Raw genomic sequence first — 12,195 nt, 5'->3', positions numbered from 1 at the left:
TCTCAGTTCTAGACGTCCACTTCCGACCACGAGCGACGCGAGAGTTCTTGTCGGAGGACGGGACCACCCGACCGCGTGGCTCGCGGCTACGCACCCGTCGCCGTCGTCCTGCTGCTCGCCGTCACGGTGGTGGCCGCGGCAGGCGTCGCGCTCGCGCTCCCGGAGCTCTCGGCCGAACCGCCCCCGAAACGCGGCGTCGTAGCCGAGGCGACCGCCGACGGACGGGTGTCGCTGACGCTCGTCTCGGGGGCGGAGGTAGACACCCGCGACCTCGACGTGCGCGTCGTCGTCGGCGGAGAGCCCCTGCGCCACCAGCCGCCGGTGCCGTTCTTCGCGGCACGCGGGTTCCGTGGCGGCCCGACGGGCCCGTTCAACTTCGCCGCCGACCCGACCTGGCAGGTGGGGGAGGCCGCATCGTTCCGCGTTGCAGCCACCAACGACCCGGCGCTATCTACGGGCGCCGAGGTAGCGGTCGAACTGCGCGTCCGCGGTAGCCCCGTCGCCGGCGCCACGACGACAGTCGAAGAAGGGTCGTAGACGTGTTCGTGCTGCCTGCCCGTCGCGTTACTCGGCAACTCCTTGCTCGGGCGCGCGACTCTCACGGCTCCCGCTGGTCGCCGTTCGAGCGTTCCGTTGTCCTCCTTTCGTCGGACAACGCGGCTCGCGGTTCCCTCCGGTCACCGCTCGCTCAGTCTGCGCCCTCCCGTTGGTCGGGCGCTCGGGCCACGGTCGCGATGGCCCGCGGGCTGCCAGGCTTGGCTTGCAGCACGCGGTGTTCGACGTCGACGAAGCCGGCCTCGGCGAACATCCGGTTGGCCTCCGCCTCGTCGTAGAACAGCATGATGGCGTCGGCGACCCGCTGGAGCACCGCCGAGTTCGGGTAGTCCGGGCCGACGACCAGTACCTGCCCGCCCGGTTTCACGACGCGCCGGAGTTCCCGCAGACCGGCCACCGGGTTCGGCCAGTACTCGATGGAGCCCGAGGACCAGACCACGTCGAAGCTCCCGTCCTTGAACGGGAGGCGCTCCGCGTCGCCGAAGTGGAACGCCACCGGGTCGTGTTTCCCGAGCTTCTTCCACGCCTGCTGTAGCTGGTGGCGGCTCTGGTCGAGCCCGTAGACGTGCTCGGTGTGTTCGAGCAGCCCCTCGGTGCCGAAGCCGGTGCCACAGCCCACGTCGAGGACGCGGTCGTCGGCGCCGATGTCGACCATCGAGAGCGCCTCGTCGCGCATCGCCTCGTTCCAGACGAACGGATTGACGCGGTCGTACACCTTCGAGAGGTACTTGTAGAAGGTGCGGGCCCGCGACTTGTTCTCCAGGACTCCCATTGGCGCCGAATTGACTCCGTACCAGCATAATAGCTTGCGTTACGGCCTGGACTTCGCAACTACCATATAGGCCGTGGGCAAACCCTCAACCGGTAGAGCGCATGCCAAGAGCAGAGGTTCTCGAAGATATCAAATCGGCAGAATCGGACGCCGACCAAATCGTCGCGGAGGCCGAGGGGGACCGCGAGAAGCGGCTGTCCGAGGCCCGGTCGCGAGCCGATGAAATCCGCAGCGACGCGGAGGCGGAGGCTCGCGAACTGAAGGACGAACGGATCGAATCGGCACGGGAAGACATCGAGGCCGAACGCGACCACATCCTCGAGGAGGGCGAGGCCGAGCGCGAGGCGCTGCAGGCGCAGGCCGAGGAGAACGTCGACGACGCGGTCGAGTTCGCCCTCGAACGGTTCACGGAGGCGGTAGATGCTCAGACCTGAGCAGATGAGCAAGGTGTCGGTGGCGGGCTCCCAGCGCGTGCAGGGGGACGTCATCGAGGCCATCCACGACCTCGACCTGGTCCACCTCTCGGACTACGACGGCTCCATCGAGGGCTTCGACGTCGGCGACCCGCTCGCGGGCGCCGACGAGGCCTCGGACAAGCTCGTCACCGTCCGCTCGCTGGAGTCGATGCTGGACGTCTCGCCGGAGGACGCGGGACCGACCCGCATCGTCAGCGAGGAGGCCCTCGAGACGGAACTCGAGGAGATCCGCGTCGAGGTGAACGAACTCGACGACGAGCGCGCCGCACTGGAGGACGACCTCCGGTCGGTCGAGGAGCGCATCGACAGCGTCGCGCCGTTCGCCGACCTGGGCCTCGACCTCGACCTGCTGTCGGGCTACGACAGCCTGCAGGTCGCCGTCGGCCACGGGGACGCCGAGGACATCCGCGCGGAACTCGACGCCAGCGACGCCGTCGAGGCGTACGAGGTGTTCGAGGGGGACGAGACGGTCGGCGTCTTCGTCTACCCGCGCGACGGCAACCCGGAGGCGCTCGACGACGCGCTCGTCGGCGTCGACTTCGCACGACTGGAGATTCCGGACGCCGAGGGTCGCCCCGAGGCGTACCTCGACGACCTGCGCGCCGAGCGCCGGGACGTCGAGGCGGACCTCGAGCGCGTCGAGAGCGAACTCGACGAGCTCCGCAAGGAGCACGCCGGCTTCCTGCTGGCCGCCGAGGAGAAGCTCTCCATCGACGTCCAGAAGACCGAGGTGCCGCTCCAGTTCGCGACGACGGACCACGCGTTCGTCGCCGAGGGCTGGATTCCCACCGAGGAGTACGCGACGTTCGAGGACGCGGTCCAGACCGCGGTCGGCGAGCACGCCGCCGTGGAGGAACTCGAGCAGGCGGACTACGAACCGGAGGAACACCACCAGCCCTCGGACGAGGAGGCCGCGGAGGCCGCCGAGGACGACGGTGACGCTCCGGCAGCGGCCGCCGACGGCGGGACGACCGTCGACTTCGAATCCAACGAGAGCCCGCCGGTTGTCCAGGACAACCCTGGTCCCGTGAAGCCGTTCGAGGCGCTCACGGAGGTCATCAACCGACCGAAGTACACCGAGATCGACCCGACGGTCATCCTGTTCCTGACGTTCCCGGCGTTCTACGGCTTCATGATCGGGGACCTCGGCTACGGGATTCTGTACACGGCCATCGGCTACTGGCTGTACGCGGGCTTCGACAGCGACATGATCAACAAGCTCGGCGGCGTGGCGATGCTCGCTGGCATCGCGACCGCCATCTTCGGCGTGCTCTACGGTGAGTTCTTCGGACTCCACCTGATCACGGAGTACCTGTGGCACGGTGTCGTCGGTCTCGAAGACGCGCCCATGAAGAAGGGGCTCCACGTCAGCGCCTTCGCGAGTCTGTGGCTCACGCTCAGCCTCGTCGCGGGCGCACTCCACCTCGTCGTCGCGTACGTGTTCGGGTTCGTCAACGAGAGCCGCGCACACGGCGTGAAGACCGCGATGACGGAGTCCGGTGCCAAGCTGATGCTGATGGCCGGCGTCACCGTCTGGCTGTTCAGCACGCACGTGCAGGGCGAGGGCGGTCCGCGCCCCGAGTTCCTCTACGAGGTCGCGCAGTTCTCCCCCGAAGTGGGGCTGGCTGCCCTCGTCGTGGCGCTCGTCGGTCTCGTGTTGCTGACCATCGGCGAGGGCGCGGTCGGGTTCGTCGAGAGCCCGACGTACGCCCTCGTCCACACGGTGTCGTACACGCGGCTCGCGGCGGTGCTCCTCGCCAAGGCGGCGATGGCGTACGTCGTGAACCTGCTCGTGTTCGGCGCCTACGAGGAGGTGCCCGCCAACGCGGGCGAACCAGTATCGTACTTCTTCGGGCTGTGGACTATCGAGATGCCCGGACACGTGACACACTTCATGCTGAACGGCGTCTCGCACGGCGAGGTGCTGTTCCCCGGTCTGCTCTGGCAGGGCCCCGCCGGCATTCTCGGCGGCGTCATCGTGCTTGTCGCAGGCCACGCTCTCGTACTTGGGCTGGGCGTCACATCGGCCGGCTTACAGTCTCTACGCCTCGAATACGTGGAGTTCTTTAACAAGTTTTATGAGGGCGGTGGCGAGAAGTACAACCCGTTCGGTTACACGCGAAACTACACCACTGAGGACTAAGTAAAATGTTCGACACATTCGCTCAGATCGCTTCGATCGTTGCACAGGACGGTGGCGCAGCTCCGGCAATCCCGCAGGGCGCCGCCGCAGCACTCGCAGTCGGCCTCGCGGCTCTCGGCGCAGGGTACGCGGAGCGCGGTATCGGTAGCGCGGCCGTCGGCGCAATCGCCGAGGACCGCGACCTCTTCGGTACGGGCCTCATTCTGACGGTCCTCCCGGAGACTCTCGTCATTCTCGCGCTCGTCGTCGTGTTCGCGGCGTAACTCCCCCGTTTTCCCCTATTCCATGAGCCTGGAAACAGTAGTTGAGGACATCCGAGACGAAGCCCGCGAGCGCGCGAAGGAGATTCGCGCAGACGCGGAAGAGCGCGCCGACGAACTCGTCGCGGAGGCCGAGGCTGACGCCGAAGCCACCCTCGAGGCGGCCGAAGCCGAGGCCGACCGCGAGATCGAGCGCGAGCGCGAACAGCAGCTATCCAGTGCGAAACTGGAGGCCAAGCAGATGCGCCTGGAAGCGCGCCGCGACGCCCTCGAGGAGGTCCGCGAGACCGTCCGCGAGCGCATCGCCGCCATCGACGGCGACCAGCGCGACGCGCTCACCCGCGACCTGCTCGCCGCCGCCGCCGAGGAGTTCGACGAGGGCGACGACGTCCGCGTCCACGGCCGCTCGGACGACGAGGCGCTCATCTCGGAGATCCTCGACGACTACGACGGATACGAGTACGCCGGCGAGTACGACTGTCTCGGCGGCGTGGTTGTAGAGAGCGAGGCGTCTCGCGTCCGAGTGAACAACACGTTCGACTCGGTGCTCGAGGACGTCTGGGAGAACAACCTCAAGGAGATCAGCACCAAACTGTTCGACGAGGACCAATGAGCGCGTCCGGCACGGCAAACTACGAGTACGTGGTCGCCCGCGTCCGTCACCGCCGCGCCAGCCTCTTCAGCGACGACGACTACCGGAAGCTCCTCCGCATGGGGACGAGCGAGATCGCCCGCTTCATGGAGGAGTCTGTGTACGAGGACGCGGTGAACGCGCTCGGGTCGCGCCACAGCGGCGTCGACCTCATCGAGTACGCACTCAACGAGACGCTCGCACAGACGTTCGACGACCTGCTCCGCTGGAGCGAGGGCCGCCTGTACGAGCAGGTCGCCCGCTACCTCCGGAAGTTCGACGCGTGGAACGTCAAGACGGTGCTCCGCGGTCGGTACTCCGACGCGACCAACGACGAGATCCGCACCGACCTCATCGACGCGGGCGAGTTCGACGAGACGTTCCTCGACCGACTGGTCGCCGCCGAGAACATCGAGGCGGTCGTCGACCTGCTCGAGGGAACGATGTTCGGTCCGTACGTCGAACCCGCGTTCGGCGACTACGAGGCCACCGGAACACTCGTCCCCCTGGAGAACGCCGTGGACCGTGCGTACTACGAGAATCTCGTCCCCCGGACGGTGGGGGACAGCGACAGCCCGCAGGCGCTGTACGCGGAGTTCTTGCAGGCCGAGATCGACTTCCGGAACGCCCGGAACGCGCTCCGACTCGCCCGCTCGGGCGCCGACGTCGACCCCGGCGAGTACTTCATCGAGGGCGGGACGCTGTTCTCGCGCTCGGAGATGAATCAGCTCGTGGGCAACCGCTCGGAGCTCGTCACTCGCATCCGCGAGAGCCGCTACGGCGACGAACTCTCGGGAGCACTGGACGACCTGGAGACCGCCGAGAGCCTCATCGGCTTCGAGCACGCCCTCGACCGGGCGCTGCTGGAGTACTCCGACCACCTCTCGTACGTCTACCCGCTGTCGGTCTGTCCGGTGCTCGCATACGTACTCGCGAAGGAACGTGAAGTAGACAACATCCGCGCCATCGCTCGCGGCCGGGAAGCCGGCCTGAGCGAGGACGAAATTCAGGAGGAACTCGTCATCCTATGAGCCAGGAGATAGCCGTCATCGGGAGCCCGGAGTTCACCACCGGGTTCCGACTGGCGGGCGTTCGGAAGTTCGAGAACGTCCCCCAGGACGACAAGGACGAGAGCCTCGACGACGCAGTCGAGTCGGTCCTCGGCGACGAAGACGTTGGCATCGCCGTGATGCACGACGAGGACCTCGACCACCTCTCGCGGAAGGTCCGTGAGAGCGTCGAGACGAGCGTCGAACCGACGTTCGTGACTATCGGCGGCGGCGCCGCCGGCGGCAGTGGACTGCGCGACCAGATCAAGCGCGCCATCGGGATCGACCTGATGGCCGACGAGGAAGGTGAGAGTGAGAACGAATGAGCCAAGCAGAAGTAATCACTGACTCCGGCGAAATCGAGAGCGTGAGTGGTCCGGTCGTGACCGCCACGGGCCTCGACGCCCAGATGAACGACGTCGTCTACGTGGGCGACGAGGGTCTGATGGGCGAGGTCATCGAAATCGAAGACGACATCACAACCATCCAGGTGTACGAGGAGACCTCGGGCGTCAGCCCGGGCGGTCCCGTGGACAACACGGGCGAACCCCTCACCGTGGACCTCGGACCCGGGATGCTGGACTCCATCTACGACGGCGTCCAGCGCCCCCTCGACGTGCTCGAAGAGGAGATGGGCGCATTCCTCGACCGCGGTGTCGACGCGCCCGGTATCGACCTCGAGAAGGAGTGGGCGTTCGAGCCCACCGTCGAGGTCGGCGACGAGGTCTCGGCCGGCGACGTGCTCGGCACCGTCGACGAGACGGTCAGCATCGAGCACAAGGTGCTCGTGCCGCCCCGCAGCGACGGCGGCGAGGTCACCGAGATCGAGGCCGGCTCGTTCACCGTCGAGGAGCCGGTCGCGGTCCTCGACTCCGGCGAGGAGATCTCGATGCATCAGGAGTGGCCGGTCCGCCGTGCGCGACCGACCACAGACAAGCACACGCCGAAGACGCCGCTCGTGACGGGCCAGCGCATCCAGGACGGTCTGTTCCCACTCGCGAAGGGCGGCACGGCCGCGATTCCGGGGCCGTTCGGCTCCGGGAAGACCGTCACCCAGCAGCAGCTGGCGAAGTGGTCCGACGCGGACATCGTCGTCTACATCGGCTGTGGCGAGCGGGGCAACGAGATGACCGAGGTCATCGAGGACTTCCCGGAACTGGAGGACCCCCAGACCGGGAACCCGCTGATGGCCCGCACCTGCCTCATCGCGAACACGTCGAACATGCCGGTGGCGGCCCGCGAGTCCTGCATCTACACGGGCATCACCATCGCGGAGTACTACCGCGACATGGGCTACGACGTGGCGCTGATGGCCGACTCCACCTCGCGGTGGGCCGAGGCGATGCGCGAGATCTCCTCCCGACTGGAGGAGATGCCGGGCGAGGAGGGGTACCCCGCGTACCTCGCCGCCCGCCTCGCGCAGTTCTACGAGCGCGCCGGCCTCTTCACCACCCTCAACGACGACGAGGGGTCGGTGTCCGTGGTCGGTGCGGTCAGCCCGCCGGGCGGCGACTTCTCCGAGCCGGTCACCCAGAACACGCTGCGCATCGTGAAGACGTTCTGGGCGCTGGACGCGGACCTCGCCGAGCGCCGGCACTTCCCCGCCATCAACTGGACCGAGTCGTACTCGCTGTACAAGGACCAGCTCGACGACTGGTGGCGCGAGAACGTCTCCGAGGACTTCCCGGAGGTCCGGCAGTGGGCCGTCGACGTCCTCGACGAGGAGGCCGAACTCCAGGAGATCGTCCAGCTGGTCGGCAAGGACGCGCTGCCCGACGACCAGCAGCTCACCCTCGAGGTGGCTCGCTACCTCCGTGAGGCGTGGCTCCAGCAGAACGCGCTCCACGACGTGGACACGAACTGCGAGCCCGCGAAGACGTACAAGATGCTCACGGCCATCCAGACGTTCAGTGACGAGGCCTTCGACGCACTCGACGCCGGCGTTCCCCCGGAGGAGATCCAGGACGTCGACGCCGCGCCGAAGCTGAACCGGATGGGCGTCCAGGAGGACTGGGAGACGTACATCGAGGACCTCAAGGCAGAGCTCACCGAGCAACTGCGTGACAAGTACTAATGAAAGAGTACCAGACAATCACCGAGATCAGTGGCCCGCTGGTGTTCGTCGACGTCGACGAGCCAGTCGCCTACGACGAGATCGTCGAGATCGAGACCCCTAACGGCGACGTGAAGCGCGGCCAGGTGCTCGAGTCCAGCGACGAGTTCGTCGCCATTCAGGTCTTCGAGGGCACCGAAGGTATCGGCCAGGACGCGTCCGTCCGGTTCCTGGGCGAGACGCTGAAGATGCCCGTGACCGAGGACCTCCTCGGTCGCGTCCTCGACGGCTCCGGCGACCCCATCGACGGCGGTCCAGACATCGTTCCCGAGGAGCGCCAGGACATCGTCGGCGAGGCAATCAACCCCCACGCCCGCGAGTACCCCGAGGAGTTCATCCAGACGGGTGTCTCCGCGGTCGACGGGATGAACACGCTCGTCCGCGGCCAGAAGCTACCGATCTTCTCGGCCTCGGGCCTGCCGCACAACGACCTCGCGCTCCAGATCGCCCGCCAGGCCTCCGTGCCGGAGGAGGAGGAAGGCGGCGACGAGGAGGGCAGCGAGTTCGCAGTCGTCTTCGGCGCGATGGGTATCACCGCCGAGGAGGCCAACGAGTTCATGGACGACTTCGAGCGCACCGGCGCACTCGAACGGTCTGTCGTCTTCATGAACCTCGCGGACGACCCCGCAGTCGAGCGGACCATCACGCCGCGGCTGGCGCTGACGACCGCCGAGTACCTCGCCTTCGAGAAGGGCTACCACGTGCTCGTCATCCTCACGGACATGACGAACTACTGTGAGGCGCTCCGCGAGATCGGCGCGGCACGCGAAGAGGTGCCGGGTCGGCGTGGCTACCCCGGCTACATGTACACGGACCTGGCGCAGCTCTACGAGCGCGCCGGCCGCATCAAGGGTCGGGACGGCTCTGTCACCCAGATCCCCATCCTCACGATGCCGGGCGACGACGACACCCACCCGATTCCGGACCTCACCGGCTACATCACCGAGGGCCAGATCATGATGAACCGCGACCTGAACAGCCAGGGCGTCACGCCGCCGGTCAACGTCCTCCCGAGCCTCTCCCGGCTCATGGACGACGGTATCGGCGAGGGCCTCACCCGCGAGGACCACGGCGACGTCTCCGACCAGCTGTACGCGGCGTACGCGGAAGGTGAGGACCTCCGCGACCTCGTGAACATCGTCGGACGCGAGGCGCTCTCCGAGCGCGACAACCTCTACCTCGACTTCGCGGACAGCTTCGAGGACGAGTTTGTCGACCAGGGCTACGACACGGACCGCTCCGTCGAGGAGACCCTCGACATCGGCTGGGACCTCCTCTCCATCTTCCCGAAGGACGAGCTCAACCGCGTCGACGAGGAGCTCATCGAGGAGTACTACGTCGAGGACGCCGAGGCCGAGGAAGCCGCGGCAGCCGACTGAGGCTCTCCCCGTTCTCTCTGTTCTCCCGCACCACTAGCGACGCGTTCGCCGGGAGGAGGCGTCGTCTTCGTCGGCCGTTCGCGGGTCGCTCTCGGGCGGGACTGAAAACGTTTACCTCCCTGCGAGAACTAGCCCCGTCCAAGAGACAGCATGGCTCAGGACATCAAGCCGACCCGCAAGAATCTGATGGAGATCGAGGACCGCATCGAACTCTCCGAGCGGGGCCACGACACGCTCGAGCAGAAGCGTGACGGCCTCATCATGGAGTTCATGGACATTCTCGACCAGGCACAGGACGTCCGGGAGGACCTGGAGGGGAACTACGAGACCGCCCAGAAGAAGATCAACATGGCGCGCGCGATGGAGGGCGACATCACGGTCCGCGGCGCCGCGGCGGCCCTCGAGGAGCACCCCGAGATCACCGTCGAGTCCCGCAACATCATGGGCGTCGTCGTCCCCCAGATCGAGTCCTCGAAGGTGAAGAAGAGCCTCGACGAGCGCGGCTACGGCATCCTCGGGACGAGCGCCCGCATCGACGAGGCCGCCGAGGCCTACGAGGAACTCCTCGAGTCCATCGTGCTCGCCGCGGAGGTCGAGACCGCGATGAAGAAGATGCTCACCGAAATCGAGACGACCAAGCGCCGCGTCAACGCCCTGGAGTTCAAGCTCCTCCCGGACCTCTACGAGGGCCAGGAGTACATCGAGCAGAAACTCGAGGAGCAGGAGCGCGAGGAGATCTTCCGCATGAAGAAGGTGAAGGCGAAGAAGGAGGAGAGCGAGGAAGAGGAGGAGGAGGAGCGCCTGGAGCAGGAAGCAGCCGCTGCCGAGGCCGAGCTGTCCTCGGACGACTAGTCCGGGTCGGCTAAGTCGCCGTCCGCCCCACGTCGAGCCATGACCTGTCCGAACTGCGGCGGCGACGAAGTTGTTTTCCCCGTCCTCGAAGCGGTCCGCGAGCACCTGCCGGACGACCGCGTCGGGGCGACCATCTGCGCGCACTGCCTGCGGGTCTCGCCCGCCGACGAGGCCCCCGAGGACTACCCCGACTTCTCGACCGTCAGCGAGGCGTTTCCGGACGACGGCGAGACGAGCGCCGTCCTCGCCGTGCTGCTCGCGCTCCTCGACCGCCTCGTCCTCCACCGTGAGGACGCCGACAGGGTGGCCACCGAGGCCGAGCGCCGCGGCGTGGACGTGCTGCTGTTCCTCGACAGGGTCGCCGCCGACCAGTCCGTCGACCCGGAACTCGACGTCGAGCGGCGCCGCGATCAGCTCGAACAACTGATTTAGTCTGGCCAAGGCTTATTTTCGACCCGCCAGAAGTCAGGCGAAATGCCCTCCAGAGCCATTCTGGCCGTCTGCTCCTCGCCGTGGCAGCCGTCGCCGGGGTCGCGGTGCCGACAGCAGCGACAACCGTCGACACCACAGGGACCACCGACAGTACCCCCGTCTGCGGCACCCCGTCCGCCGCGGATTCGACGGGCGACAACCTCACGATTACCACGCTGACGGCCCCCGGGCGAACGTACGCGCGCCTGGCGAACGCGTCCGCGATCCGGGACGCTGTGGCGGACGGGACGCTCGTCGAACCTGCACAGGCCGAATACGCCGAGAACAGGGTCGCGTACGGAGACGTCGTCCTGCACCGGGTGTCGTTCGCCGGCAACGCCACCGCGGTCCTGGACGCGATGTCCACGCAGGGTGAGGGGTCGCCAGCGGCGAACTTCCGCGCACTCGTCGCGGGCGACGGCGTGGACCTCTCGTTCCGCGGGCCGACCGCGTGCCCGCCGGAGCTCGCACTGAACGCGTCGCTCGCCGCGGACGCGATTCGCGTCGTCCCCGACGTCGACCGGGAGACGCTGTACCTGGTCTTCGACTCCGAGCGGTACCTCGTCGGACAGTCCGCCTCGAACCCGCGGGCCGACCGCTGGAACTACGGCCCGCACTCGCTCTCCCTGGAGGCTGGGACAGTCCAGGGCCACGAGGTAGACGCCGCCGGCGAGACGCAGTGGCACACGGACACACGCACCGTGTCCTTCGAGGCGGCAGACGACGACCTGCTGTGGACCGACGCCGGCGAGACCCAGCCGTTCGCCTTCGAGACCACGGTCGCGCCCGGAACCGAGCTGACGGTCGAACTCCGCTCGCTCGACGGGAACGTCACCCGCAGCGACAGCGCAGTGGTGACGGCGAACCGCACTGGTTCCGTGACCCTGGACGTACCGAGAGGGGTGTACGCGGTCAACGCCTCGAGCATCGTACCGACGGACCTGCTGGTCGCTGCCGGGGACGCCTCGGGCGCGACCCTGGGGTTCCCCGACCAGGAGACCGAGCAACTGGACCTCTACTAGGTGGGGCTCGTGACGACTGACGGCGGGTTCGTCGTGGTGCGCAACGAGTCCGGGCGCGTGGTCGGCGTCAGCGACCACTTCGCGGCGGGCGCCGCCCACCCCCAGGTAGAGATTCCGCGGGCGGCCGCCACGGACGGCGAGTTCACCGCGACCGTCGTCCACGACACCGACGACGACGGCGAGTTCGACCGGGAGACGGACGCCGCATACCGGGTGGACGGCGACCCCGTCGAGGCGACTGCGAGCGTCGAGTTCAGGCTCCAGACACCGCCGACGACTACGACCACGACGACACGGGGGTCCACGACGCCAAACCCCAGGACGCCCACGTCGAGTCGAACGCCGTCGACGTCCGGAGAGGCGACAGGGACCGACGTTCCCGGACTCGACGTCGGTGCCGCAGTCGTCGCCGCGCTGGCGGCAGCGGCGGTGGCGCGCCGCGAGTGACTGCCGGCGCCCGCAGTTAACAGGC

The 12,195-nt window shown here is 67.6% G+C and carries 14 protein-coding genes; 13 read left to right on the top strand and 1 reads right to left on the bottom strand.

Annotated elements, in window-relative coordinates; genetic code table 11:
• Positions 1 to 75 precede the first annotated feature (75 nt).
• Complete coding sequence (locus HALDL1_15690) at positions 76 to 537, top strand: flagellin domain protein (protein ID AHG04874.1); 462 nt, start codon at positions 76 to 78, stop codon at positions 535 to 537.
• 151 nt (positions 538 to 688) lie between these two features.
• Here HALDL1_15690 and HALDL1_15685 read toward each other — a convergent pair whose 3' ends face one another.
• Positions 689 to 1,327: an SAM-dependent methlyltransferase gene (locus HALDL1_15685; GenBank protein ID AHG04873.1), complete on the bottom strand. Its 639-nt coding sequence runs from the start codon at positions 1,325 to 1,327 to the stop codon at positions 689 to 691.
• Positions 1,328 to 1,428: 101 nt separating this feature from the next.
• On the opposite strand from HALDL1_15685, the gene HALDL1_15680 reads away from it, so the two are divergent.
• From HALDL1_15680 to HALDL1_15625, 12 genes are all read left to right on the top strand, one after another.
• Positions 1,429 to 1,761 (top strand): ATP synthase subunit H, encoded by a 333-nt coding sequence (locus HALDL1_15680; GenBank protein AHG04872.1) that lies wholly within the window; start codon positions 1,429 to 1,431, stop codon positions 1,759 to 1,761.
• Positions 1,748 to 3,946 (top strand): ATP synthase subunit I, encoded by a 2,199-nt coding sequence (locus HALDL1_15675; protein AHG04871.1) that lies wholly within the window; start codon positions 1,748 to 1,750, stop codon positions 3,944 to 3,946. The genes HALDL1_15680 and HALDL1_15675 overlap by 14 nt, the downstream gene beginning before the upstream one ends.
• 5 nt (positions 3,947 to 3,951) lie before the next feature.
• On the top strand, positions 3,952 to 4,209 hold the full coding sequence (locus HALDL1_15670) for an ATP synthase subunit K (GenBank protein ID AHG04870.1): 258 nt from the start codon (positions 3,952 to 3,954) through the stop codon (positions 4,207 to 4,209).
• A 22-nt stretch (positions 4,210 to 4,231) separates the two neighbouring features.
• Positions 4,232 to 4,819: an ATP synthase subunit E gene (locus HALDL1_15665; GenBank protein AHG04869.1), complete on the top strand. Its 588-nt coding sequence runs from the start codon at positions 4,232 to 4,234 to the stop codon at positions 4,817 to 4,819.
• Positions 4,816 to 5,868, top strand: coding sequence for an ATP synthase subunit C (locus HALDL1_15660; GenBank protein ID AHG04868.1), 1,053 nt, complete (start codon positions 4,816 to 4,818; stop codon positions 5,866 to 5,868). The genes HALDL1_15665 and HALDL1_15660 overlap by 4 nt, the downstream gene beginning before the upstream one ends.
• Positions 5,865 to 6,212, top strand: a complete 348-nt coding sequence (locus HALDL1_15655; GenBank protein AHG04867.1) for an ATP synthase subunit F — start codon at positions 5,865 to 5,867, stop codon at positions 6,210 to 6,212. The genes HALDL1_15660 and HALDL1_15655 overlap by 4 nt, the downstream gene beginning before the upstream one ends.
• Positions 6,209 to 7,960, top strand: coding sequence for a V-type ATP synthase subunit A (locus tag HALDL1_15650; protein AHG04866.1), 1,752 nt, complete (start codon positions 6,209 to 6,211; stop codon positions 7,958 to 7,960). The genes HALDL1_15655 and HALDL1_15650 overlap by 4 nt, the downstream gene beginning before the upstream one ends.
• A complete protein-coding gene (locus HALDL1_15645) occupies positions 7,960 to 9,378 on the top strand; it encodes a V-type ATP synthase subunit B (GenBank protein ID AHG04865.1) in 1,419 nt (472 codons plus the stop codon). The genes HALDL1_15650 and HALDL1_15645 overlap by 1 nt, the downstream gene beginning before the upstream one ends.
• Before the next feature lie 150 nt (positions 9,379 to 9,528).
• Positions 9,529 to 10,230 carry an ATP synthase subunit D gene (locus HALDL1_15640; GenBank protein AHG04864.1) on the top strand — a complete coding sequence of 234 codons (702 nt, stop codon included), beginning with the start codon at positions 9,529 to 9,531 and terminating at the stop codon, positions 10,228 to 10,230.
• 39 nt (positions 10,231 to 10,269) lie between these two features.
• Positions 10,270 to 10,662 (top strand): hypothetical protein, encoded by a 393-nt coding sequence (locus HALDL1_15635; GenBank protein ID AHG04863.1) that lies wholly within the window; start codon positions 10,270 to 10,272, stop codon positions 10,660 to 10,662.
• An 80-nt stretch (positions 10,663 to 10,742) separates the two neighbouring features.
• On the top strand, positions 10,743 to 11,723 hold the full coding sequence (locus HALDL1_15630) for a hypothetical protein (GenBank protein ID AHG05409.1): 981 nt from the start codon (positions 10,743 to 10,745) through the stop codon (positions 11,721 to 11,723).
• Positions 11,724 to 12,170, top strand: a complete 447-nt coding sequence (locus tag HALDL1_15625) for a hypothetical protein (protein AHG05408.1) — start codon at positions 11,724 to 11,726, stop codon at positions 12,168 to 12,170.
• Positions 12,171 to 12,195: the final 25 nt, after the last annotated feature.

The sequence above is a fragment of the Halobacterium sp. DL1 genome (genome assembly GCA_000230955.3).
GTDB lineage: Archaea > Halobacteriota > Halobacteria > Halobacteriales > Halobacteriaceae > Halobacterium.
The sequence above is the reverse complement of the archived record's forward strand: the minus strand, read 5'-3'. Positions and strand labels throughout refer to the sequence as shown.